The following is a 24,641-nucleotide window of genomic DNA, read 5'->3' as shown; positions in this document are numbered from 1 at the left end:
CGTCAGCCCCAGTGCGGTGGCTTCTGTTCCTGGAGCCAGGCGTCGTGATCGTAATTATCAGGCTGGTCACCCCAGCGCCGGGGGTCGTCTTCCGCCGCCTTGTTCGGCAGCACACCCTCGGCCACGGTGGCCTGAGCCTCCGAACGGCGGGGCGTCTCCTTCGCAGCGTCCAGGTCCGGCCCGTCGCCGGTCGATGCGCCGGGCGATGCGCCGGGCTTTGGCCCAGCGGTCGTCGGCCCAGCGATGTCGGCCGCGGCCCCCGCCGCGGCGTTGGTTGCGGCGGCTTCGGGGGCGCCGGTATTGCCGTTACCGCCGGTATTGCCGTTACCGCCGGTGTTGCCGTTGTCGCCGTTGTCGCCGGTGATGCCGTCCGCACTCATGCCGCCGGCCTCCTTACTGCCTGTGTTGCTTGTCGATCCTGATGCTGGTGCCTGCCGGCGGAGTTCCTGGCCGGCAGTTTCGTGGCCGCGGAATACCTGTCCCGCGGGTTCGGCCGCCACGTGGTACTCGGCGGCCCGGGCCTCGTCGATCGCCAGGTGCTCGATGCCGTCGTCGAAGAACCCGTGCGATGTCCGCAGCCGGCTGGATGCGGCAGGCTTCTCCAGCCCGAGGTAGCCGCCAATCCGGTCGGCGCAGGCCGAGGGGTCGGTGAAGACCTCTATGGTCCATAGCGGCATGTACCGCCAGCCAAGCCGCTCCAAAAGCTGCGGCCGGAGCCTGCTCCGTTCCCGGACGCTCATCCGCCGGTAGTGGCCGGTGCCATCGGACTCGATCGCCACCGGACGGGGAATCTCCGCATCGTCCTGGCCGATGGTGGTCATCGGATCGGCGGCCGCCACCATGTTCAGGACGCCGTCGTACTGGTGCCACACGCGTGCCCCGCGTGCCCGGAGCCGGTCGCCCAGGTCGGCCACCAGCGGATCGGCGCCGAGCGCCTGCTCGCTGGCCGCGGCCCGGGAGGCGGGGCTGCCAAGGTCCGTGTTGCCCGCGATCTCACGGTCCAGGAGTTCGTAGAAGTCCACGGCGCCGTGGCTGAGGCGGCTGACATCGAGGTCTTCGGGGCGGAAGCAGCTGAGCACGTGCAGGGACCGGCGCGCACGCGTCATCGCCAGGGCGAATTTTGCGCGGCCCCCCTCGGCGGAAAGCGGCCCGAGGCTGTGGAGGGTGCGCCCGTGCGGGGTGCGGCCGTAGCCCGGGGAAAAAATGACGTGGTCGCGGACCAGGCCCTGGGCCCGTTCCAGGTCCACCACGCGGAAGGACTCATCCCCCGCCGTGAAAAAGCTGCCGAGCATGGGGTAGTTGGGCAGTTGGGCCCTGATGGCCTCGCCGATCCGCGCGGCATGGCGGAGGCTGCCGGTCACCACGGCCAGCGACGTGCGGGGGCGGAGCCGGGCGTGCTCGAAGACCAGCTCCACGGCACGGTTGACCTCGGCAACAACCGATTCGACGCCGTCGTGGTCAGCGCTGGGCAGCCCCGTGCCGTCGGGGAGGTACTCCACGCTGAGGGTACGGTCAAGGCCCGTGGCGGATTGCCCCTCCGGGAGGCGGGTGAGTTCCCCGCCGTAAAAACCCTTGCTGAGCTGGCGCACAAGGTCTTCATCGACCGCACGGTACACGGTCCTAAGGTTCCAGACCGGAAGCACGGCAGCGAGTGCCCGGTACGAGCTCTCAACGCTTTGGTAGGAGCTCTCCCCCGCGGCGAGCCGTTCGACGCCCACGGTGAAGGTCCGCGGGCTGGCGATCTGTTCGTCGCCGAACGCGATGACCTGCCGGGACCGGGCGATCGCCGGGAGGACGGCCTGCAACGAGGTCGTCTCGGCGTCGAGGATCACGACGGCATCGAAGGTCTGCTCGATCGGCAGGAGGCCCGTCATGAGGTACGGGCTGACGGACCACACAGGTACCAGTGTGGGCAGCAGCTCCTGCGCCTGGCCGCTCAGGGCTGCCAGGGTCACCCGGCCGTCCTTCAGCAGGCTGCGCAACAGCTCGGCCTGGCGGGGATAGGCTGCGATGGCCGTGCGCCAGCGCTCGGACAGGTTCCACCGCAGCCGGGCAGCGCCGCTGGCGATATGGGCGTTGTCCGCGAGACGGTACTCCGCCTCAAGCTGGCGCAGGGCGTCGCCGTCGGACATGGCGAGGTAATCGTCGCCGCTGATCATGGCTTCCAGGGCCGACTGCCACCAGGCGAGCTCGAGTTCGGCGGTCACCGAACCTTCCGGGACCTCGCGCTCGGCAAGGTCGGCGAGGAGCTCGCCCAGGCCGTGCTCACGCATGCTCTCGACGAGCAGAGTGCGCTCCGGGAGGGTTTCGAGGGTCGCGGTGTCGGCGACGAGCCGCCGCACCCGGGGCAGGAGTTCGTCGTAGGGTGCGCGGTCCAGCTCGCCGCCGGCGGCGGTGTGCTTGACCGCCAGGCCGAGTTCAGCCAGTTCCGCTGCGAGCTCCCGGTACAGGCCGGTGATTTCACCCAGCCCGGACGGCACGGCCGGGTGCCGCTGCGTGGTCGCGTAGCCGGACCAGGCGGCGCGCTGTTCCTGGACGAGGACCAGGGAGCTGTGCAGGTCCGCGATGTGCACGCCGGGCCGGACGTACTCCTTGGCCACCCTGCGCAGGCGTGAGCGCTGCATGGACGGCATTTCGATCCCGCGTTCCCTGCGCCAGGCGGAAGACGCCGTGGCCGAGATCAGGTCGTGCACGGGCCGGTCAAAGATGTCGGGAGTGAACTTGTCCAGGCTTTCGCGGACGGCCACGAGAAGTTCAATCTGCTCGCCCCATTCGGCGAAGGTCCGGCCGAGCCGGATCTCCGCGTGTTCCGCCACGGCATCCATGCGCCCGCGCAGCAACGGCAGTTTTTCCGCCACGGACTGGGCAACGCCCTGCGCTTCCTGCGTCTCCTTGCGGGTCAGCAGGCGCGCGCCGTGCCAGGGGCTGGTGGTCGACGTGCGGCTGAAGCTGCCGAGCTCGGCGGCGCGGCGGAGCCGGCCCGCGAGCTCCTCGCGGTCCCGGATGTTGTCCAGCACGCTGCGCTTGAGCCGGACGGTCGTCGCCGGTGCCGGCTGGATGGAGGTCAGCTCTGCCAGCGACTGCATGGCCTCATACGGCGAGCAACCCCAGCGCGCCCGGACGTTGTGCAGGGAGGCCACGTGGTCCATCAGGGCGTGGCGGTGCCCGGTCAGTGTGGCGTGCAGGTTGGTCAGTTGCGGCTGCAGCGACTTCTCGTTGCGGACGATCGCCCGGACCAGCTGGCCCTTGAGCTGCAGCGGGCTGGCGTTGCCGGCGAGCTGCAAAAGGACCGAGTCCAGGCCGAGGCCGTCCAGCTGCCCGGAGATCTCGGCGAGGCTGGCCCGCCGGTCGCCAACCACCAGGACGGACTTGCCCTCGTCCACGAGGGCGCCGATGGTGTTGATGACGGTCTGGGTCTGGCCGGTGCCCGGCGGGCTGCTGACCACCAGCGAGTCGCCCGCCCGGACGGCGTCGATCACATACTGCTGGTCCGTGTCGGCGTCGAGCAGCAGAAGCTCCTCGGCCGGGTCCCGGTCGTCCGTGCTGGGGAAGCGGCCGGGATCCAGCGCAGGCACGTCGACCAGTTCGCCGGAACCGGACCGTGCCAGCGCGGTGACAAGGGGGTTGTTCTGGTTGATCCACGGATCATCGAGGTTGCCGGAGAGGTCGGCAAAGGTGGAGACGAGCAGGTTGTGTTCGACCTCCGCGCCGTGAATCGGCTGGACCAGGGTGCCCAGGCGGTCCAGGACGGGCTGCGGGTCGTACCGTGCCGTGCTGTACGCCATCCGTGTCACCGCGTTGACGTCGAAAACGATCCCGTGGACGGTCTTGAGGTGCCGGACCAGCGCCGGGTTGATCTGCGCCTGTTCGGTGAGCTGCAGTTCGTAGTCGTCCTCGCCGGGGCGCACCGTGAGGGAGATGGCGGTGAGCATGACCGGGGCCGAGATCCGTTGCGGTTTACCGCCGACGGCGGACGTCCAGACGACCGTGCCGGCGGAGAAATACCCCGCGTCGATGCCGCGGTCGTTGGCGAGTTCGAAGATCTTGGAGCGCAGGTTGCGCGATGCCCTGGCCGCAACAACGTACTGCTGGCGGTCGCGGATCAGGGTCGAGAGCCGGGTGCGCCGCCCTGCCATCAGCTGCGCAAGCCCCGAGGGATGGGCATGAGTGAGGTCAATTGAGCCTTCGGGCGTCTTCGTGAAGCGCAGCATGGTATCTGCACCGGTGACGGGCTTGAGCCCCGACAGCCATTTCCTGAACTCCTCGGAGCCCTCGGGGTGGCCTTGACCAACTGACACTGCTGCCTTCTTTTCTGTGCTCGACTTCTCTGTGCCGGACCGCGGCGGGCTCGACTCTGGCGCGTTCGTCGTATCAACGCTCGTCTGTGTTGCGTCCGCGCTTTCCCTGGCCGCATCTTGTGTGCTCGCGGTTGCCAGGCTCGCGCGGGACGCCTTGGACCATACCGGCATGCTTTCGAGGGTAGCCCGAATCCCCCGCAGGTGCGGGGCCGCAACACTGGGCGGTGCGAAATTCAGGCTGAATTGTCAGAAACATTGTCAGGAACAAAATGAAATGGCCGGCCTCGAAAGGCCGGCCATTCAGATTGCTATTCCCACTCGATGGTTCCCGGCGGCTTGCTGGTCACATCCAGCACCACGCGGTTGACGCCGTCCACTTCGTTGGTGATCCGGTTGGAAATCCGGGCCAGGAGCTCGTAGGGCAGCCGCGACCAGTCGGCGGTCATGGCGTCTTCGGAGGACACGGGGCGCAGGACAATCGGGTGTCCGTAAGTGCGGCCGTCGCCCTGGACGCCCACGCTGCGGACGTCCGCCAGCAGCACCACGGGCATCTGCCACACTTCGTCATCCAGTCCGGCCGCGGTCAGCTCGGCGCGGGCGATCGCGTCGGCCTTGCGGAGCAGGTCCAGGCGTTCCTTGGTGACATCGCCGACGATCCGGATGCCGAGGCCCGGGCCGGGGAAGGGCTGGCGACCGACGATTTCCTGCGGCAGGCCGAGCTGGGCACCGACCGCGCGGACCTCGTCCTTGAACAGGGCACGGAGCGGTTCAACCAGTTCAAACTGCAGGTCCTCGGGGAGCCCGCCCACATTGTGGTGGCTCTTGATGTTGGCCGCACCTTCGCCGCCGCCGGATTCGACGACGTCGGGGTACAGGGTGCCCTGGACGAGGAACTTGATCTTCTCGCCGTGAGCTGCTGCCTCGGCGATGATCGCCAGTTCGGCTTCCTCGAAGGCGCGGATGAATTCGCGGCCGATGATCTTGCGTTTGGTCTCGGGATCGCTGACGCCGGCAAGGGCGCTCAGGAAGCGCTCCTGCTCGTTGGCGACATAGAGCTTGACGCCGGTGGCGGCCACGAAGTCACGTTCGACCTGTTCGGCTTCGCCCTCGCGCAACAGCCCGTGGTCCACGAAGACGCAGGTCAGCTGGTCGCCGACGGCGCGCTGGACCAGGGCAGCGGCCACTGCCGAGTCGACACCGCCGGAGAGTCCGCAGATGACCCGGGCGTCGCCGATCTGGTCACGGATCCGCTGGACCTGTTCTTCGAGGATGTTGCCGGTGGTCCAGTTCGGTTCCAGCCCGGCGCCCTTGAAGAGGAAGTTCTCCAGGACCTGCTGGCCGTAGGCCGAGTGCTTGACTTCGGGGTGCCACTGGACGCCGTAGAGGCGCTTGTCCTCATTGGCGAACGCCGCGACGTCGGCGCCCGCCGTCGTCGCCAGGACCTCAAAGCCCTCGGGGGCTTCGTGGACGGAGTCGCCGTGGCTCATCCATGTGCTCTGGTGCTGGGGCATGCCGGCCAGGATGGAGCGGCCCTCGCCGAGGGTGGTGGTCTCGGTGGCGCCGTATTCGCGCAGGCCCGTCTGGGCCACCTTGCCGCCGAGGGCGTTGGCCATGGCCTGGAATCCGTAGCAGATGCCGAAGACCGGGACGCCGGCCTCGAAGAGGTCGGCACCGACGCTGGGGGCGCCGTCGGCGTAGACGCTCGAGGGGCCGCCCGAGAGGATGATCGCGGCGGGGTTCTTGGCCAGCAGCTGCTCGGTGCTGTACGTATGCGGAACCACTTCCGAATACACATTCGCTTCCCGGACGCGGCGGGCAATCAGCTGCGCGTACTGGGCACCGTAGTCAACAACCAGAACCGGCCTGTGGGACGTCTGGGATGCAGTGGGAGTAGTCACCCCACTAGCCTACTTTGCGCCGCCGCCCGCCCGCACATTGAGAAGCCGGTGCGGGCCCGAATCGCGGGCCGAGGTAAGCGAACTCACATGCCCGACGGCGACTGCCGGCGTCGGGTCCCTGTTCAGGAGGGCGCTGTTCAGGAGGGCGCTGCTCAGCAGGGCTGCGGCTCAGAAGGGCCGCGGGTCAGAAGAGCCGCGGTTCAGTACCGCTGGGGAGCCTGCGGGTTTGCTGCGAGTTCGGCCTCGACCTCTGCGTGGAACTTCTTCTCGACGAAGAAGGACAGGAACGGCACGACGCCGCCCAGGGCCATAACCACCAGCTTGGTGAACGGCCAGCGCATGAGCGACCAGAGCCGGAAGTTGGAAATCAGGTACACGACGTACATCCAGCCGTGCACGATCAGGACCGTGACGGAGAGGTTGACGCCCCCGATCACCCCGGGAGGCTCGGCGTCGGCGAATCCGAGGCCGAACGGCTGGCCGGTGACGGCGTTGGTGCCGCCGGCGAAGAGGTACTGCCCGAAGCCGTACCGGGCGATCAGTTCGGCGCAGAGCAGCAGCAGCATCGTGCCCGTCAGGTAGGCGAGCACCTTGTAGAACTTCAGGGCGGACCGGATTTGGGCCTCGGTGCCGCCGAAGCGGCGCTTCTTCCCGGCCTTCCCCGTGCCGTTGGTGGTCTGCGGCTGGATGGCGGGCTGGGGCTCGATCATGATTGCACTCTCGGGTCTGTGGGGTGGGGGGCTGTGGGATGGGCGTCGGTGGGCTCGTCGGCCGCCTCGTGGGAGGCCGCGTGGCGGTCGTCGGGGGGTTCTTCCCCGGCCGGTTCCTCGTCGAGCGCGTCTTCGAGGTCGCGGCGGTAGTCGTCCTTCACGAGCCGCCACCAGATGAACAGCGCGAAGCCGGCAAAGACCACCCATTCCACGGAATAGAAGAGGTTCAGCCAGTTGACCTGCTGCGCGGGCGGCTGCGGACCGATCCGGAGGGGCTTGACGTCGCCGCCGGTGGCCGCGGCCCCGACGTCGGTGCCGCCGGCCAGTTCGGTGGTTGCTGCGACAAAGCCCGGGTAGCTGCTGACGTTCCAGTCGTTGATGAGTTCGGCGACCGAGACGGCGCTGGCGCGGCCGGGTCCGGGATCGGTCTGCGGCAGCGGGGACTCGGACGGCAACAGCCGCCCGGTCAGTTCGATGGTGCCCGACGGCGGCGCCACGGCGTCCGCGGGATCCGCCACCCAGCCGCGTGCGACCGGAATCCAGGTCTGCGGTGTGGCCCCTCCGCCCTTGAGGACCGGGGCATCCTTGACCGCGAAGGCCGAAACGATCCAGTAGCCCTGCGCGCCGTCATTGAGGCGGCCGGCGACGAGGACCTGCTTCTGGGGGTCGTAGCTTCCCGTGGCGGTGACCATCTGGTCAGCCACGGATCCGGGGAAGAATCCGCCCGGCTGCAGGACCGAGGTGAGCTGCCGCGTTTCCTCCGTTGTGGTGGAGACCGGGGCTTCGGCCTGCGTTGAACGGCCGAACTGCCACTGGCTGAGCAGCACAAAGACCCCGGAAATGGCGATCGCGAACACGAGTCCTGCGATCCAGCGGGGTTTGAGGGCAGTTTTCAGCACCCCTTAAAGGTACTTCGTCCCTGTGTAGAACAGCGAAACGAGCCTGCCTAGAGTGGGGCAGCCGGGTCCCTGCGTGGCGACGGAGTCGACACGAAAGGGCCTGCCTAGAGTGGGGCAGCCGGGTCCCTGCGTGGCGACGGAGTCGACACGAAAGGGCCTGCCTAGAGTGGGGCAGCCGGGTCCCTGCGTGGCGACGGAGTCGACACGAAAGGGCCTGCCTAGAGTGGGGCAGCCGGGTCCCTGCGTGGCGACGGAGTCGACACGAAAGGGCCTGCCCCAATCTTTAGTGGTCGAAGAACACCAGGCTGGAATTGATCAGCTCGGCGATCACTTCGGCGTCGTAGGCGCGGCGGAGCGACTCACGGAAGGACTCTTTCGACAGTGAGCGTGCCAGGGTCGCGAGCACTTCGAGGTGATCGGAAAAGGAGCTCGCCGGAGTGGCGATGAGCAGGATCACCGTGGCCGGGCCGTCCGCCGCGCCGAAGTCCAGCGCCCGGCCGTACTTCGTGATGCCGACCGCGATGGATGTCTGTGACACGAGCTCGCTGCGGGCGTGCGGCAGGCCCACACCGCCGGGCAGGCCGGTGGCGAGCTGGTGCTCCCGGGCATTGACCTGCTTGAGGAAGCCCTCGAGATCGGAAATTCGTCCGGCAGCATGCATGCGTTCCGCGAGCTGGGAAGTGGCGTCGAGCTTGTCCGTGGCATCCATTTCGAGGATCACCATCTCGGGTGTGGTGAGCTCGGCGTCGTACCGGTCCAGTGGTTCCGCCAAGAGATGTCCCTTCGAAGTGGCGTCAGTGACGCCGGCCGGCAGTCCAATGACTAGCGTTGTAACCTGCACTGCCGGCCGGCGCTGAGTCTCAGCGCAGGGGCACAATGTCCTCCACGCCCAGCCGTGCGGCATCGGCGGATTCGTCGTCCGGCTGCTGTTGGCTCAGGCGCTCGGCATCAACCCGGGCCAGATAGTGCTTGATTTCGCCCTCGCGCTGCGCATCACTCCAGCCGAGAACGTCTCCCATTAGTTTAGCGACTACCGGAGCGGCGGACACACCGCGGTCCCACGCTTCGATCGAAATCCGGGTGCGGCGGGTCAGGACGTCCTGGACATGCCGGGCGCCCTCGTGCGTGGCCGCGTAGACGGCTTCGGCGGCCAGGTAGTCGTCAGCGCCCGGCAGCGGCTCGGCCAGTTCCGGACTGTCCGCGATGAGCGCCAGCACCTCCGGCGTCATGGCACCGTAGCGGTTGAGGAGGTGTTCGATCCGGGCAACGTGCACGCCGGTCTCCTCCGCCATCCGGTTCCGCTGGTTCCATGCGGCCTTGAAACCGCTCGCCCCCAGCAGGGGGACGGACTCCGTGCAGCTGGCCGGGACGCGCTCGTCCATGCTGCGTGTTGCCTCGTCGACCGCGTCCTTGGCCATGACCCGATAGGTGGTCCATTTACCGCCTGCCACCACCACCAGACCCGGCACGGGGTGGGCCACCACGTGTTCGCGGGAGAGCTTGGCGGTGGAATCGCTTTCCCCGGCCAGCAGCGGCCGCAGCCCCGCGTAGACGCCTTCGACGTCCTCGCGGGTCAGCGGGCGCTTGAGGACCTTGTTGACGTGTTCGAGGAGGTAGTCGATGTCCTTGCTGGAGGCCGCGGGGTGGGCCTTGTCGAGGTGCCAGTCGGTGTCAGTGGTCCCGATGATCCAGTGCCTGCCCCAGGGGATCACGAACAGCACGGACTTCTCGGTCCGCAGGATCAGCCCCACCGTGGACTGGATCCGGTCGCGGGGCACCACGAGGTGGATGCCCTTGGAGGCCCGTACCTTGAGCTGCCCGCGGTCTGTCACCATGGCCTGGGTTTCGTCGGTCCAGACACCGGTGGCATTGATGACCTGCTTGGCCCGGATTTTGAAGCTGGAGCCGTCCTCGTGGTTGACCACCTTGGCGCCGACCACCCGCTCGCCTTCGCGCACGAAGTCGACAACCGACATTTGGTTGACCGCGTGGGCGCCATAGTGCGCCGCGGTCCGCACGAGGTTGGCGACGTACTTGGCGTCGTCGACTTGCCCGTCGTAGTAGCGGATGGATCCGACGAAGGCGTCGTCCTTGAGGCTGGGGGCGGCGCGCAGGGTTCCGCGCCGGCTCAGGTGCTTGTGGAAGGGGACGCCGCGGCTGTGCCCGCCGGTGATGGACATCGCGTCGTACAGGGCGATTCCGGCGCCGACATAGGGCCGCTCCAGGAACGGCTTGTGGAGCGGGTACAGGAACGGGACCGGCCGGGCCAGGTGCGGTGCCAGCACGGAGAGAATGAGGCCGCGCTCATGCAGTGCCTCTTTGACCAGGCCGAAGTCGAGCATTTCGAGGTACCGGAGGCCACCGTGGATGAGCTTCGAGGACCGCGATGACGTCCCGGCTGCCCAGTCGTTCGCCTCGACGATGCCGACGCTGAGCCCGCGGGTGACGGCGTCGAGGGCGGCGCCGGCACCCACGATGCCTCCGCCCACGATCAGGATGTCGAGTTCTTTGCCGGGGGCGGTGCTGCCCCTGAGCACAGTGAGTGAAGCCTCGCGTGCCGCTGGCCCGAGGGCACCTCCGGCCTCGGCAGAACCGCCGGGAAAACTGTTCATGTCACGCCTCCATCCGGATCGAACCTCGTAGGGCACCAGACTACGTCCAAGTTTCCCGGATGGGCAGGGCCAATCAACGCCCGGCGTGCGGTTTCAGTTGCCGGCGTACGGCGAGACGACGACGTCGACGCGCTGGAATTCCTTCAGGTCCGAGTAGCCGGTGGTCGCCATTGAACGGCGCAGCGCGCCGACGAGGTTGGAGGTTCCGTTGGTGTGGTGGCCGGGCCCGAACAGGACCTCTTCGAGCGGCCCCACGGTTCCCACGTTGACCCGGTCGCCGCGGGGCAGTTCGAGGTGGTGGGCTTCCTGGCCCCAGTGCCAGCCCTTGCCGGGGGCTTCGTCGGCGCGGGCCAGGGCACTGCCCAGCATCACGGCGTCGGCGCCCATGGCGATGGCCTTGACGATGTCACCGGAGGATCCCATGCCGCCGTCGGCGATCACATGGACGTAGCGTCCCCCGGACTCGTCCATGTAGTCCCGGCGGGCCGCCGCGACGTCGGAGATCGCGGAGGCCATCGGCGAGTGGATGCCCAGGGCGCGGCGGGTGGTGGTGGTGGCTCCGCCGCCGAAGCCGACCAGCACGCCGGCGGCGCCGGTGCGCATCAGGTGCAGGGCCGGGGTGTAGCCGGCTGCCCCGCCGACGATCACGGGAACGTCGAGTTCGTAGATGAACTGCTTGAGGTTCAGCGGCTCGTGGTCCTTGGAGACGTGCTCAGCCGAGACAGTGGTGCCGCGGATGACGAAGATGTCGACGCCGGCGGCCACCACGGTCTTGTAGTGTTCCTGCGTGCGCTGCGGGGTCAGGGAGCCGGCCACCGTGACTCCGGCGGCGCGGATCTCGGCGAGGCGGGAGGTGACCAGCTCGGGCTGGATCGGCGCCTGGTAGAGCTCCTGCATGCGCCGGGTGACGGCCGGGCTGTTGGTCTCGTCGGCCAGGCCCGCGATTTCGTCCAGTACGGACTGCGGGTCCTCGTACCGGGTCCAAAGGCCTTCGAGGTCGAGTACACCGAGTCCGCCGAGGCGGCCCAGGGCGATGACGGTCTCCGGCGACATGGCCGAATCCATCGGCGCCGCGATGACCGGCATGTCGAACTTGTAGGCATCGATCTGCCAGGAGACGGAGACGTCCTTGGGGTCACGGGTGCGCCGGTTGGGGACGATCGCAATGTCATCCAGGGAGTAGGCACGACGCCCACGCTTGCCTCGGCCAATCTCAATCTCGTAAGTCACTGCTCTAGGTTATCCCAGCGGACGCGCGGCTCCGCGTCGACGTACTGTGAACGTCATGGACCAGCGCTGGATATTCGACGGACACATTGCCGGAATCGGCACGGGATCGGGCCTGCGCGCGGTGGTGGGCCTTTGGACGCAGTCCCCCTTCGGGCCCCTCACCGACGCGATGGTCCAGCTGCCCTCCGGCCACCGGATCCTGCTCGCGCCGAGCGTGGAAGCCGCCGATTTCATCAGCGCGGTCTACAACTTCGACGAGACCTGCATCGTGCCCCTGGCATCAGAGCATCGGGCCGGGCAGCTCGCGGTCGACGCCGGCCCGCTGCGGATCCGCGCCCGGCTCGGGTCCCGCACCCGGCTGGGCGCCGTGGCGCGGCTGGTCCCCCGGGCTCTGGCGGTGCATCCGCGCTGGCTGCGTGCGGTCAGCCCCGTTGCGGCCAGGGTCCTCCCCGGCGTACGCACTGCGGGCACGGCCAAGGGCGGCCGGCGCGAATACTACGGGGTCACCGATCTGCATCGCATCGACTCCGCGACCGTCAGCTGGGACGGCGCCGACGCCGGCCCGCTCGCCGCCGTCCGCCCCGCCGTCGGCTTCGGTTTCAGCAGTGTCCCGCCGGAACCCAGCCTGGCCCGGGTGCGGACGACCATCGAGGGCGCTCCGCTTACTCGCCGCTGACGTTCTCGGTGTCGGGGACGGTGAGCTGGGACTCGAACATCCGGAAGTACCGGCCGCGGCGTGCCACCAGTTCCTTGTGGGTGCCTTGTTCCACGATGCGGCCGTCCTCGAGCATGTAGACCACATCGGCCTTCTCGATCGTGGCCAGGCGGTGGCTGATGGCGATGATCGTGCTGCTGCGGTCAGCGAAGAGCCGCGTGAAGATCCGGTGCTCCGCCAGCGCGTCGATGGCCGACGTCGGCTCGTCCATCACCATGAATGATGCGCCGCGGTAGAAGTTCCGGGCCATCGCCAGCCGCTGCCACTGCCCGCCGGAAAGGCCGGAGCCCTTCCGCCCGCGCGGGTCCTCCATCCAGTTGCTGACGTGGTTGTCCAGGCCGTTGGGCAGTTTGTTGATGAATTCGAGGGCTTCGGCATCCGCGGCGGAGCGGCGGACCCGTCCGTCGTCGCGGGGCGAATCGACGTCGCCGAAGAAGATGTTTTCCGCCGCGGTGGCGAATTCGTATTTGAGGAACTCCTGGCTGAGCACCGCCAGGTGCCGGTGCCAGGAGGTGACGTCGACGGCGGCGAGGTCCACGCCGTCGAGCATCACCTGCCCGGAATCGGGACGGTACAGCCCGGCCAGGATGCGGATCAGTGTGGACTTGCCGGCGCCGTTCTCCCCCACGATGGCGATGTGCTGGCCTTGCCGGATGGTCAGCGAAATGCCGCGGATCACCTCCAGGTCGCTGCCGGTGTAGGTGAAGCGGATGTCCCGCAGTTCCACCGTCTTCGGCGCCTGCAGCAAAGGCGGGGCGTGGCCGGACGGCACGGGCAGGGCCATGAAGAGCTCGTAGTCCGTGAGGTTCGCCAGGTCCTCGTCGATCGAGCTCAGTGAGGAGACGAGGCTGTTGGCGGTCGAGAGGGCGCGGCTGACAATCTGCTGGACATAGAGGAACTGCCCCACGGGCTGGGCCCGGGCGATGATCTGGCCCACCACCCAGATCAGTGACACCACCTCCGCGCCGTACTGCAGGGCATCGGCCGCGAGCTGTTTGGGGATATAGCGCTTCTGGAAGTCCAGCCGGCGCTTTTCATCGGCGTCCCGCAGCCGGGAGCGCAGGCCCATCAGGTAGCCGACGATCCCGTAGAGCCGCATCTCGGCGATGTGCTGCGGACGCAGGAGGTTGGTTTCGATCATCCTGCGCTGCCTGCGCGAATCGACCTGGGTGTTCCAGTGCGCGATCTGTTCGCGGGAGAGCTTGAACTGCAGGTAGACGCTGGGGACGATCGCAATCAGGACGATCACGGCGATCCACCAGCTGACCAGCAGCAGCGCGCCGATCGCGAGCAGCACGGAGATGAGCTGGGTAAAGATGGCGGCGATCCGGTCCAGGACGCGGGCGTAGGAGTCGGAGAAACGCTTCGCCCGGTCGTACAGGTCCACGGTCTCTTTGTCGTCGTAGCGCCAGAAGTCCAGGGACAGGAAACGTTCGTACATCAGGTCCCCGACGATCGCGCCGACCCGGAAGCTCATGAGCTGCTGGATGTAGCGGTCCACGCTGCTGAACGATCCCCAGAAGAGCCCGAGTGCCGCGGTGATGATGACGTACACGACGGCCTGCCGGCCGGCGTCGGCGTCGCCCGCGTAGGCGGCGGCCAGCGACGTGGTGGTCAGGGCGGCAAAGTACGTTGTGACCAGTGGCAGGAGCGCCGAGATCAGGGAACCCAGGACCTTCATGACGACGGCGGCGGGCGAGGCCCGGAAGCTCACCCGCAGCACTTGCGCCACGGCGCGGGCGTAGGGCTTGAGCGCGAGCTTGCGTTTGGGCGCGCGGGCCGGCAGGAGTTCGGACATGCCTCCAGCCTAGTTCCGGGACCGGGAGCCGGCGCGAGTGGCACCGCTGCTGGGAATCGGGCCGCCCTGGAACCGGGTGAGCCCGCCGAAACTGTGGTTTCGGCGGGCTCACCTGGTTTTAGCGGAGGGTTTAGCGCGACCCGTAGTTCGGGGCTTCGACCGTCATCTGGATGTCGTGCGGGTGCGACTCCTTGAGCCCGGCGGCGGTGATGCGGACGAACTTGCCGCGCGCCTTCAGTTCGGCCACGGTCGGGGCGCCGGTGTAGAACATGGTCTGGCGGAGCCCGCCGACCAGCTGGTACGCCACCGACGACAGCGGACCGCGGTACGCAACCCGGCCCTCGATGCCTTCCGGGATGAGCTTGTCATCGCCGGAGACGTCGGCCTGGAAGTAGCGGTCCTTGGAGTAGGAGGTGTTCTTGCCGCGGGTCTGCATGGCGCCGAGGGAGCCCATGCCGCGGTAGCTCTTGAACTGCTTGCCGTTGACGAAAATCAGGTCGCCCGGGGATTCGTCGCAACCGGCCAGGAGGGAGCCGAGCATGACGGTGTCGGCGCCGGCGACGAGCGCCTTGCCGATGTCGCCGGAGTACTGCAGGCCGCCGTCGGCGATCAGCGGGACGCCGGCCGGGATGGCTGCCTTCGCCGACTCGTAGATGGCGGTGATCTGCGGAACGCCGACGCCGGCGACCACGCGGGTGGTGCAGATGGACCCGGGACCGACGCCGACCTTGATGCCGTCGGCACCGGCGTCGATCAGTGCCTGCGCACCTTCGCGGGTGGCGGCCTGGCCGCCGATGATGTCCACGTGCGCGGCAACGGGATCGGACTTGAGCCGGCGGATCATTTCCAGCACACCCTGGGAGTGGCCGTTTGCGGTGTCCACGAAGAGAGCATCCACACCGGCATCGATGAGCGCCATGGCACGTTCCCAGCCGTCGCCGAAGAAGCCGATCGCCGCGCCGACGCGCAGGCGGCCCTCGTCGTCCTTGGTGGCGAGCGGGTACTGCTCGGCCTTGGTGAAGTCCTTCGTGGTGATCAGGCCCTTGAGCCGGCCCTGCTCGTCAACGAGCGGGAGCTTTTCGATCTTGTTCGTGGCCAGCTTGTGCGAGGCTTCCTCGCGGCTGATGCCGACATGTCCGGTCACGAGCGGCATCTTGGTCATGACGTCGCTGACCAGCCGCAGCGGGAAGTCAGATTCGGGCACGAAGCGGGTGTCGCGGTTGGTGACGATGCCCAGCAGCCTGTTGCCCTCGTCCACGACCGGCAGGCCGGAGACGCGGTAGCGGGCGCAGATTTCGTCCAGTTCGGCCAGCGTGGCCTCGGGGCCAATGGTCAGGGGGTTGGTGATCATGCCGGATTCGCTGCGTTTGACCCGGTCCACCTGGTCGGCCTGGTCGGCGATGGAGAGGTTGCGGTGCACGACGCCGAGACCGCCCTGGCGGGCCATGGCGATGGCCATCCGGGACTCCGTGACGGTGTCCATCGCGGCGGAGAGCAGCGGGGTCTGGACCGTGATGCGCTTGGAGATCCGGGAAGACGTGTCCGCTTCCGAGGGGATCACGTCGGTGTGGCCGGGCAGGAGCAGGACGTCGTCGTACGTCAGGCCGATGAAGCCGAAGGGATCGTGTTCGGGCTGGGTCATGAGTGCGCCTCTTACCTTGGGTTACGGGGTCACGGGTAGGGGTTGCAACAGATGACCAGCCCGTCATTACGGGTCTGGCCTGTGCAGAAGGTCATGCAGAAGGTTCATGCAGTTGGTTCGTGCAGAAGTCCTCAATAAATAGTAGAACCTTGGCGGCGATAGCCATATTCCGGGCGGTAATGTCCGGCTTCAATGTGAGCCGCCCCATGCCCGGAGGGCTCCCCCGGCCGCCCGGGCCCGCGTCCGGCCGGCGGACGCCGGCTTACTTCCAGCCGGTGGCCGCGAGCAGCCGCCGTTCGAACATGGGGATCATGGACTGGACGTACGTCTTGGTCAGATGGTTGTCATCCTTGTAGACGTACACGTTGCCGACCACCGCGGGGCACGTTCCGTTGGCGCAGATGAAATCGCTCATGTCCATGAGGTGCAGCCTGGGCACCTGGCCGCGGTAGGCGTCCAGCGGCGAGGACCCCGCGAGCGATTCCTGCTCCGGCACGTTGCACTCCGAGGCATCCTCGCCATTCTTCTGGACGCACTCGGGCATATTGATGTTGAAGCGGGGGTTGTCGCGGATGCCCACCACGTCCATGCCGGCGTCGGTGAAGGGCTTGATGCCCGCCAGGTACTCCGGCACTTCGGTCTCGAACGGCGCTTCCTTGTGGGTCAGGGACGCAACCGTGAAAACGGCGTCGGGGCGGTGGTCCAGGACGTACTGCGCGCTGGCCCGGTTGAAGGCGTTGCAGTCCGCGTCCCGCTCCGGGGACTCTCCGCCGAAGCGGCAGTTGCCCTTCAGGAGCGTGACAACTTCCCAGCCGTGGCTTTTCGCGATGGGGCCCAGCGCCGCCATGTACTGCTGGGCGTGCGAGTCACCGAGCACCACAATCCGCTTGGTGACCTTGTCCGGCTTGTTGTTCTGCAGGCAGCCCTGCAGCAGGGGGTCGCTGGGGACGTTTCCGTCCGTGCACAGCCCGTCGATGTCCGCCCACTCGTTCTTCATCGCCGCCGGCGCGGGGATGATCTTGGCTTCCGGCGTGGGCTTGCCGGCGTTTTCCGGTGCCAGGGCGGCCGCGCCGGGAGTCAGCTCCTTGGGCTGGGACGCCGCCTCCGCTTCGTCGGCCAGGAGCTGGCTCTGCCACACGGCGACGGGACCCGCCAGCAAGGCACCACAGGCGGCAATCACGACGGCGGTACGCCAGGCGCGGCGCTTGGGCCAGTGCCATTCGCGCAGCGGCTTCTCGACGAAACGGGTGGTGAGCACGGCCAGGACGACGGACGCGGCAACGATGCACAGACCCTGGAACAGGTTGGGCGCCGTGATGCCCGCCCCGGCGAGGGCCAGGACCAGCAGCGGCCAGTGCCAGAGGTAGAGCGCATAGGAGTTATCCCCCAGCGCCACCAGGGGTTTCCAGGTCAGGAAGCGGTCAACGCCGAATCGGCTGCCGCTTTGACCGGCGGTGATGATCGCGGCGGCGGCCAGCGTGGGCCACAGCGCGATGAAACCGGGGAAGGAACGGTCCACGGTCAGCAACAGCCCGCAGGAAAGCATGGCGGCGAGGCCGGCCCAGCCGAGCACGACGCGCAGGATCCTGCCCGGCTTCAGATACGGCAGGGCAAGGGCCAGGAGCGAGCCGAGCGCGAACTCCCAGAGCCGCGCGCCGGTATCGAAGTAGGCGTGGGCCTGGTTCGTGGCGGTCTGCTGGATCGAGTACGCCAGGGACACGGCGAAGATGGCGACGAAGGCCGCAACCAGCAGTGACCGGTAACGCAGCAGGATATGGTCCTGGCCGGTCCAGCGGCGGAGCAGCCGGGAAAGCAGCGCCGTGCCGGCGAAGACGAGCGGCCAGAGCACGAACACCTGGCCCTGGATCGAGAGTGACCAGAAGTGCTGGAGCGGGCTCGCGCCCGAATGGTCCTGGGCGTAGTAGTCCACCGCGCTGTCCGCCAGGAGCCAGTTCTGCCGGTACAGCAGGGACGCCCAGGCCTGTTCAAGGACGTCGGGCCAGCGGCTTTGCGGCAGGATGGCCCAGGTGCCGGCGAGGACGCCGAGAATGACCACGACGACGGCGGGCAGCAGGCGCTTGAGCAGATGCAGCCAGTGGCTGAGCAGCCGGAGCGGCGCGCCGCTTTCGACCTTCCGCGTGAAGCTGAGCGTCATCAGGAAGGCTGAAATGAGGAGGAAGATGTCCACGCCGCCGGAGACCCGGCCCAGCCACACGTGGTACGTGACCACCATGAGGACCGCGAGGGCGCGAAGGCCCTGGACTTCGGGGCGGTAGCTAGTTTTTCGGGTCGCCGGAGAACCTGCATCCGCCCTTGGCGGGGTGACGATGGTTCGCTCGCTCGACACAAATAACCCTTCCTGCCGGTTTCCAAAACATCAATGTTACCGAAACGTAATTTTCTTTGCCAATCGCGCAGGTCCCGCGAAGGCCTCCGCAGGGCCGGGGGCGGCGGCCGCCGTGCGCCCCGCTGGCGGCGCTCTCGGGGGCCCTCTCGGTGGCCGCCGGCGTCGTCGGCCGCGGCGTCGGCCGCGCGGCGGAAGCTAGGCTGGTACGAGTCTGAGGAGGCCGCCAAGTGATCGTGCAGCTGCGCATTTGTGTTCCGGGTGAATTGTCCGGAGTTGTTCTCGAAAGTTGTACAAATCACGTCGGCGTCTCGGAAGTGGCGCTGGCGAAGGCTTCGTCCGTCACACCGCCCGGGGACGTGATCGAGGTTCTGCTGGCCCGGGAATCCGTGGAGGGGCTCGTGGAGAAGCTGCACGCCCTCGATGTCCAGCAGCGGGGATCGATTACGGTCATTGCACCGGACCTTGTGCTCTCGGACCGCGCCGACCGGGCGGAGGCGGAGGCTCCGGGTGAGGGCGCGGACGCCGTGATCTGGGACGAGGTGTCGCGGCAGACCGGCGAGGATTCGCGCCTGACGTGGAGTTTCCTGGCGTTCCTGGTCCTGGCGACGCAGCTCGCGGCCATCGGCATCGTGACGGACTCCACCATTGCGATCGTCGGCGCCATGGCCGTTGGCCCGGAGTTCGGCCCGCTGGCCGCCCTGGCCGTGGCCCTGGTCCGGCGCCAGCGGCGGCTCGGACGTGACGCGGCACTGGCCCTCGGCGTCGGCTTTCCCGTCGCGATGCTGGCCGCCGCGCTGACCGCGTGGCTCTCCATACCCCTCGGGCTGTTCCCTACAGACGCGCTGGATCACGGTTCGGCAGTTGAATTCATCTACCACCCCGGCCCCTATTCCCTGATCGTCGCCGTCCTCGCCGGAACAGCCGGGATGCTGTCGGTCATCAGCCGGCGCTCGGCGGCGCTGATCGGGGTGTTCATCTCCGTCACCACGGTGCCGGCAGCCGGGTTTGTCGCCGTGGCACTGGTTCTGGGCGAGTACCAGAAGGCGGCCGGCTCCGCCCTGCAGCTGTTCCTGAACCTGCTGGGAATCGTGGTGGCCGCCGTCGCCGTCCTGCTGTTCTACCGGCTGGTGACCAAGCGGCTGGCGCCGGACGCCGCCCGGCAGCTGCGGCGCAGGGCGGACCGCTCCCAGCCTTGACCTATATGGGCCGCAGGTGCCCGCCGTGGCCCGGGGTCCGACCGGCCTATGGGCCCCATCCGGTCGCCGCGAGGAGCCTCTCGCTGAACATGGGGGCCATGCTGGCCGCATAGCTCCGGCTGAGGTGGTTGTTGTCCAGGTAAACGTAGGTGTTGCCGACGGCGCCCGGGCATTCCGTGCCGTTGCAGATCAGGTCCGTCATGTCAACGAACGCAACACCCGGCAGCTTGCCATCCAGCGCGGCGAGGGGATTCGTCGCCGCCAGGAGGCCCTGCTCGCGCGGCCTGCAGTCCGGCGCGTCGGCACCCTTGGTCGCCACGCACTCCGCCATGTTGAAGGCAAAGCGCGGATTGTCCCGGAGCGCCACGACCTTGATGCCCTCGTCCGCCCAAGACTTCGCGGTGGCTTCGAAGCCCGGGATCACAGTCTCCTGTGGCGACGACGGTGCCGCTTCGGTGCCCACGATGATAATGGCGTCCGGTGGGTTGTTCTTCACTTCCGATGCGACCGCCGCATTGAAATTGTCGCAATCCGCGGAGACGTGCTGCGGCACAATGTTGGGTTTGCAGGCGCCCTTGAGCATGGCGTAGAGCCGCCAGCCCTTCTCATCGCTGAGGGGACCGATCGAGCCCAGCCACTGCTGGGCGTGGGAATCACCGATCACCAGGACCTTTTTCGCTCCGGTGTCGGACTGATTGTTCTGGAAACAATCCTTCTGAAGCGTCTTGTCCTGCGGCTGCAGGTCACCGGAGCACGAATTCGGCAGGCTGGCCCAGTCCTGCGGCAGCGTCTGCGGGGTGGGGAGCAGGACGGCGTTGGCGTCCGCCTGGTCCACAAAGCCGGGCATCAGCGCCAAGGCGCCCGGGTTGTTCTTCGGGGCCTGGGCCAGTACCGCCTCGCTTTCGAGGCGCTGCTGGATCTGAATCCCGGCCAGCGGCACGGCGGCGGTGGCCACGACCGCGGCGATGGCAACGAGGGCGCGGCGCCGCCGCACCTCCGGCCACTGCCACTCACGCCAGGGCTTCTCAATAAAGCGGGTGGTGAAGTAGGCGAGCACCAGTGAAACGGCGACGATGACGGCGCCCGTGATCGGACCCGCTTTGTCCCTGTGCAGCACGGCAAGCGAGATGACCAGGACCGGCCAGTGCCACAGGTACAGGGCGTACGAAATGTCACCCAGCCGGACCAAAGGCTTCGAACTCAGGATCCGGTCGACGCCGAACTTGCTCCCCGACTGTCCGGCGGCGATGACGCAGGCTGCCGCCAGGGTGGGCCAGAGTGCCACGAACCCGGGGAAGGAAGCCTGGACATTGAGCAGGAGGCCGCAACTGAGCATGGCCACAATGCCAAGCCAGCCAAGCCCGATCCGCCAGCCGCGCGGAAGCCGCAGGGCCGGAAGGGCCAAAGCCACCAGCGTGCCCAGGGCAAACTCCCACAACCGGGCCCAGGTGTCGAAGTATGCCTCCGTTTGGCTCGCCTGGGTGAAGACGATGGAGTAGAGCAGCGAACCAACGAAGATCACGGCGAAGACGTAGCACAGCAGCACGCGGTAGCGGAGCTTGAAGCGCTTGGCGACGATTGCGGCTCCCACAAAAATGAGCGGCCACAGGATAAAGACCTGGCCCTGGATCGAAAGGGACCAGAAATGCTGGAAGGGGCTGGCCTGGCTGTGGTCCGCGGCGTAGTAGTTCGTCGCCTGCGTCTGCAGGAGCCAGTTCTCGGCATAGACCAGGGAGGCCCAGCCCTGGTTGATGATTTCCATCCACCGGGTCCGGGGCAGGAACAGGACAGTTGCGGCGAGTATGGCCACCAGGACGGTGACGGCGGCCGGGACGAGGCGCCGGAAAAGGTGCAGCCAGTGTTTGATGAGGGCCATGGACCGGCCCTGCTCGTAGCGGCCCACGAACTGCAGCGTCATGAGGAAGGCTGAGATCAGCAGGAAAACGTCCACGCCGCCGGAGACCCGGCCCAGCCAGATGTGATAGCTCATGACCATCAGCACGGCGAGGGACCGGAGTCCCTGGATTTCGGGCCTGAAGGTGGATTTTCGGCCGGCCTTGGGTGCGGGATCGTGCCCCGCCGCGGCATTGTGCCGGGCAGGCCGGGGCAACGTTCCTTGCTGTGTCATAGAACTATCCCTCAACCAGATAACCAAAGCCTCCATGTTACCAAAACGTAATTTTGATGGCCAATCGCCGAGGCGGCCACTGATCCCCATTGAGGCATGCCAACGTGGGAGTTTCCAGTGAACCTGGGACGCTGGAGCGGCGCCTGACGGGTTAACTCTGCCAGAATCACGGCAACTTACGGCCAAGAACACGGCAGAACGGCAGCAGAGACTCGACAGAAAAAAGGACGGCCCGGCAAGTTGCCGGACCGTCCCCCTGCGGGCAGAGCCTAGTGCTTGTGCCCTGCGTGCTCGTCTTCGTCAGCCGGCTTCTCCACCACGAGGGTTTCCGTGGTGAGGACCAGTGCTGCGATGGAGGCCGCGTTGCGCAGAGCCGCACGCGTCACCTTGACGGGGTCGATCACGCCGGCGGCGATCAGGTCTTCGTATTCGCCGGACTTGGCGTTGAAGCCCTGGTTCACGGCGGATTCGGCCACCTTGGCAGCCACGACATAGCCGTCGAAGCCGGCGTTCTGGGCGATCCAGCGCAGCGGCTGGACCAGGGCGCGGCGGACGATGCCGACGGCCGCAGCCGCGTCACCTTCGAGGGCCTGGACGGCAGCGTCCTCGTCGAGCGCCTTCAGCGCGTGGATGAGGGCGGAACCGCCGCCGGCCACGATGCCTTCTTCGAGGGCAGCGCGGGTGGAGGACACGGCGTCCTCGATGCGGTGCTTCTTTTCCTTCAGCTCAACCTCGGTGGCAGCGCCGACCTTGATCACGCCGATGCCGCCGGCCAGCTTGGCCAGGCGCTCCTGCAGCTTTTCCTTGTCCCAGTCCGAATCGGTCCGGGTCAGCTCGGCGCGCAGCTGGGCAACACGGGCGGCGACGTCCTCGGCCGAACCGGCGCCGTCGACGATCGTGGTGTTGTCCTTGGTGATCGTGATGCGGCGTGCGGTGCCGAGCACCTCGAGACCAACGGTGTCCAGGCTCAGGCCCAGCTCCGCGGAGACAACCTGCGCACCCGTGAGGGTCGCGATGTCCTGGAGCATGGCCTTGCGGCGGTCACCGAAGCCCGGCGCCTTGACGGCGACGACGTTCAGCGTGCCGCGGATGCGGTTGACGATCAGCGTGGACAGGGCCTCGCCCTCGACGTCTTCGGCGATGATGAAGAGCGGCTTGGAGCTCTGCAGCGCCTTTTCCAGCAGCGGCAGGAAGTCCTGCACCGAGGAGATCTTGCCCTGGTTGATCAGGATCAGGGCGTCCTCGAGGACGGCCTCCTGGCGTTCCGCGTCCGTGACGAAGTACGGGGACAGGTAGCCCTTGTCGAACTGCATGCCCTCGGTGAGGACCAGCTCGGTCTGCGTGGTGGAGGATTCCTCGATGGTGATCACACCATCCTTGCCGACCTTGCCGAACGCCTCGGCCAGGAGCTCGCCGACCTCGTCGCTCTGGGCGGAGATTGCGGCCACGTTGGCGACCTGCGTACCTTCAACCGGGCGCGCGTTCTCCAGCAGGCGGGCGGCGACGGCCTCGACCGAAACCTCGATGCCGCGCTTGATTTCGCCCGGAGCGGCGCCTGCCGCTACGTTGCGGAGGCCTTCCTTGACCAGGGCCTGGGCCAGGACGGTGGCGGTGGTGGTGCCGTCGCCGGCAACATCGTTGGTCTTGGTGGCGACCTCCTTGGCAAGCTGCGCGCCAAGGTTCTCGTAGGGGTCGTCCAGCTCGATTTCCCGGGCGATGGTCACGCCATCGTTGGTGATCGTGGGGGCGCCCCACTTCTTGTCCAGTACGACGTTGCGGCCGCGCGGGCCGAGCGTGACCTTGACGGTGTTGGCGAGCTTATCGATGCCGGCTTCAAGCGACCGGCGGGCAGCGTCGTTAAACGCAAGCTGCTTTGCCATGGTTTTGTCCTTTCAAGACAGAACCCCGCGCAACTGATCCATTCAATGCGAAAGGATCGGCTGCGCGGGGGTCCAAGAGAGTTACTTTACGACGATCGCCAGAACGTCGCGGGCGGAGAGCACGAGGTACTCGGTGCCGCCGGTCTTGACTTCGGTTCCACCGTACTTGGAGTAGATGACGACGTCGCCGACGGCAACGTCGATGGGAACGCGGTTGCCGTTGTCGTCGAAGCGGCCGGGGCCTACTGCAACAACTTCGCCTTCCTGCGGCTTCTCCTGCGCGGAGTCCGGGATAACCAGGCCGGAAGCCGTGGTCTGCTCGGCTTCGAGCGGGCGGACAACAATACGATCCTCAAGAGGCTTAATAGAGACCGACACTCGGACCTCTCCTTTTCGTCAGCAAATTTGTGGACTATGAAGCGGTGATGCCAAGGCGCACAGACCGTCGTCGCGGTGCCGGCAGCGTGCCTGGCGAGCGCGCTTCATGTGTTAGCACCCTCCTAGGGAGAGTGCTAATGACGACTCTATGTAAATGGTTAGCACTCGGTCAAGGCGAGTGCCAGAAATTCGTTCCGGGTGAACATGTCTCCCCATGGGACATGCCCATTTTTCGCTGCGGCCGGTGGACACTTGGGCATCATGTTCTGTGCCCGCGCTGAGCGATGGACATGCCCCGCGTGCGCGGGCTGCCCAGGAGGACATGCCCATTTTTCGCTGCGGCCGGTGGACACTTGGGCATCATGACCTCTGCCCGCGCTGAGCGATGGACATGCCCAGCGTGCGCGGGCCACGCCGGAGGACATGCCCAACGGGTGTGGGCCACGCCGATGGACATGCCCAACGGTTGCGGGCTGCCCGGGAGGACATGCCCATTTTTCGCTGCGGCCGATGGACACTTGGGCATCATATTCCCTGCCCGCGCTGAGCGATGGACATGTGCGACGGGCGTGGGCTGCCCGGGAGGACATGTCCAGCTTCCGGGGACCAGTTCAGGGCTGCCCGGGAGGACATGCCCCTTTTTCGCTGCGACCAGAGGACACTTGGGCATCATGCTCGCTGCCCGCCCTGAGCGATGGACATGCGTAACGGGTGCGGGCTGCCCAGGAGGACATGTCCACTCCTGAAGCCGAGCGATGGACCCCCGCGGGTGCGGGCTGCCCGGGAGCACATGCCCAACCTTGGTGGCTGCCGGAGGACACTTGGGCATCATGTTCGCTGCCCGCGCTGAGCGATGGACATGCGCAACGGGCGTGGGCTGCGCAGGAGGACATGTCCAGCTTCCGGGGAC

The 24,641-nt window shown here is 67.4% G+C and carries 15 protein-coding genes; 2 read left to right on the top strand and 13 right to left on the bottom strand.

The genetic code is table 11. The annotated features are described in order from the left end of the window. Positions 1-2: 2 nt before the first annotated feature. The 7 genes from C566_RS0107690 to C566_RS0107660 all read right to left on the bottom strand — a co-directional run bounded on the left by C566_RS0107690 (position 3) and on the right by C566_RS0107660 (position 11,647). Positions 3-4,298: an ATPase AAA gene (locus C566_RS0107690; protein ID WP_018773749.1), complete on the bottom strand. Its 4,296-nt coding sequence runs from the start codon at positions 4,296-4,298 to the stop codon at positions 3-5. Between the two features lie 308 nt (positions 4,299-4,606). Continuing rightward, positions 4,607-6,196: a glutamine-hydrolyzing GMP synthase gene (gene guaA / locus C566_RS0107685; protein WP_018773748.1), complete on the bottom strand. Its 1,590-nt coding sequence runs from the start codon at positions 6,194-6,196 to the stop codon at positions 4,607-4,609. A 200-nt stretch (positions 6,197-6,396) separates the two neighbouring features. Then, positions 6,397-6,906: a DUF3817 domain-containing protein gene (locus C566_RS0107680; RefSeq protein ID WP_018773747.1), complete on the bottom strand. Its 510-nt coding sequence runs from the start codon at positions 6,904-6,906 to the stop codon at positions 6,397-6,399. Continuing rightward, a complete protein-coding gene (locus C566_RS0107675) occupies positions 6,903-7,805 on the bottom strand; it encodes an SURF1 family protein (protein WP_018773746.1) in 903 nt (300 codons plus the stop codon). Before C566_RS0107675 ends, C566_RS0107680 begins: the two co-directional genes overlap by 4 nt. 283 nt (positions 7,806-8,088) lie before the next feature. Next, entirely contained in the window at positions 8,089-8,577 is a 489-nt protein-coding gene (locus tag C566_RS0107670) for a PTS sugar transporter subunit IIA (protein WP_018773745.1), read from the bottom strand. Between the two features lie 88 nt (positions 8,578-8,665). After that, positions 8,666-10,417, bottom strand: coding sequence for a glycerol-3-phosphate dehydrogenase/oxidase (locus C566_RS0107665; protein ID WP_018773744.1), 1,752 nt, complete (start codon positions 10,415-10,417; stop codon positions 8,666-8,668). A gap of 93 nt (positions 10,418-10,510) precedes the next feature. Then, positions 10,511-11,647, bottom strand: coding sequence for a GuaB3 family IMP dehydrogenase-related protein (locus C566_RS0107660; protein ID WP_018773743.1), 1,137 nt, complete (start codon positions 11,645-11,647; stop codon positions 10,511-10,513). Positions 11,648-11,702: 55 nt separating this feature from the next. On the opposite strand from C566_RS0107660, the gene C566_RS0107655 reads away from it, so the two are divergent. Continuing rightward, positions 11,703-12,323 carry a hypothetical protein gene (locus C566_RS0107655; protein WP_018773742.1) on the top strand — a complete coding sequence of 207 codons (621 nt, stop codon included), beginning with the start codon at positions 11,703-11,705 and terminating at the stop codon, positions 12,321-12,323. Here the strand turns inward: C566_RS0107655 and C566_RS0107650 are convergent. From C566_RS0107650 to C566_RS0107640, 3 genes are all read right to left on the bottom strand, one after another. Further along, on the bottom strand, positions 12,310-14,160 hold the full coding sequence (locus C566_RS0107650) for an ABC transporter ATP-binding protein (protein WP_018773741.1): 1,851 nt from the start codon (positions 14,158-14,160) through the stop codon (positions 12,310-12,312). The two genes, C566_RS0107655 and C566_RS0107650, sit on opposite strands and share 14 nt — an antisense overlap. Before the next feature lie 130 nt (positions 14,161-14,290). Further along, complete coding sequence (gene guaB / locus C566_RS0107645; RefSeq protein ID WP_018773740.1) at positions 14,291-15,802, bottom strand: IMP dehydrogenase; 1,512 nt, start codon at positions 15,800-15,802, stop codon at positions 14,291-14,293. Positions 15,803-16,064: 262 nt separating this feature from the next. Beyond that, entirely contained in the window at positions 16,065-18,149 is a 2,085-nt protein-coding gene (locus C566_RS0107640; RefSeq protein ID WP_155846800.1) for an acyltransferase family protein, read from the bottom strand. Between the two features lie 314 nt (positions 18,150-18,463). Here C566_RS0107640 and C566_RS0107635 point away from each other — a divergent pair, with 314 nt between their 5' ends. Then, positions 18,464-19,345 carry a DUF389 domain-containing protein gene (locus tag C566_RS0107635; RefSeq protein ID WP_018773738.1) on the top strand — a complete coding sequence of 294 codons (882 nt, stop codon included), beginning with the start codon at positions 18,464-18,466 and terminating at the stop codon, positions 19,343-19,345. A 46-nt stretch (positions 19,346-19,391) separates the two neighbouring features. On the opposite strand, the gene C566_RS0107630 is transcribed toward C566_RS0107635, so the two are convergent. The 3 genes from C566_RS0107630 to groES form a co-directional block, all read right to left on the bottom strand. After that, positions 19,392-21,473 carry an acyltransferase family protein gene (locus C566_RS0107630; protein WP_026266487.1) on the bottom strand — a complete coding sequence of 694 codons (2,082 nt, stop codon included), beginning with the start codon at positions 21,471-21,473 and terminating at the stop codon, positions 19,392-19,394. Between the two features lie 269 nt (positions 21,474-21,742). Further along, on the bottom strand, positions 21,743-23,353 hold the full coding sequence (groL, locus tag C566_RS0107625; protein WP_018773736.1) for a chaperonin GroEL: 1,611 nt from the start codon (positions 23,351-23,353) through the stop codon (positions 21,743-21,745). Between the two features lie 81 nt (positions 23,354-23,434). After that, positions 23,435-23,731 (bottom strand): co-chaperone GroES, encoded by a 297-nt coding sequence (gene groES, locus C566_RS0107620; RefSeq protein WP_018773735.1) that lies wholly within the window; start codon positions 23,729-23,731, stop codon positions 23,435-23,437. Between the last annotated feature and the right edge of the window lie 910 nt (positions 23,732-24,641).

The organism is Arthrobacter sp. 131MFCol6.1 (assembly GCF_000374925.1).
GTDB lineage: Bacteria > Actinomycetota > Actinomycetes > Actinomycetales > Micrococcaceae > Arthrobacter.
This window is presented reverse-complemented; position numbering and strand designations above follow the sequence as displayed.

Bases quoted from the DNA above. Each gene is read 5' to 3' on its own strand.
- C566_RS0107680 (WP_018773747.1), bottom strand. From the start codon at position 6,906: ATGATCGAGCCCCAGCCCGCCATCCAGCCGCAGACCACCAACGGCACG.
- C566_RS0107665 (WP_018773744.1), bottom strand. From the start codon at position 10,417: ATGAACAGTTTTCCCGGCGGTTCTGCCGAGGCCGGAGGTGCCCTCGGG.
- C566_RS0107655 (WP_018773742.1), top strand. From the start codon at position 11,703: ATGGACCAGCGCTGGATATTCGACGGACACATTGCCGGAATCGGCACG.
- C566_RS0107650 (WP_018773741.1), bottom strand. From the start codon at position 14,160: ATGTCCGAACTCCTGCCGGCCCGCGCGCCCAAACGCAAGCTCGCGCTC.
- guaB (WP_018773740.1), bottom strand. From the start codon at position 15,802: ATGACCCAGCCCGAACACGATCCCTTCGGCTTCATCGGCCTGACGTAC.
- C566_RS0107630 (WP_026266487.1), bottom strand. From the start codon at position 21,473: ATGACACAGCAAGGAACGTTGCCCCGGCCTGCCCGGCACAATGCCGCG.
- groL (WP_018773736.1), bottom strand. From the start codon at position 23,353: ATGGCAAAGCAGCTTGCGTTTAACGACGCTGCCCGCCGGTCGCTTGAA.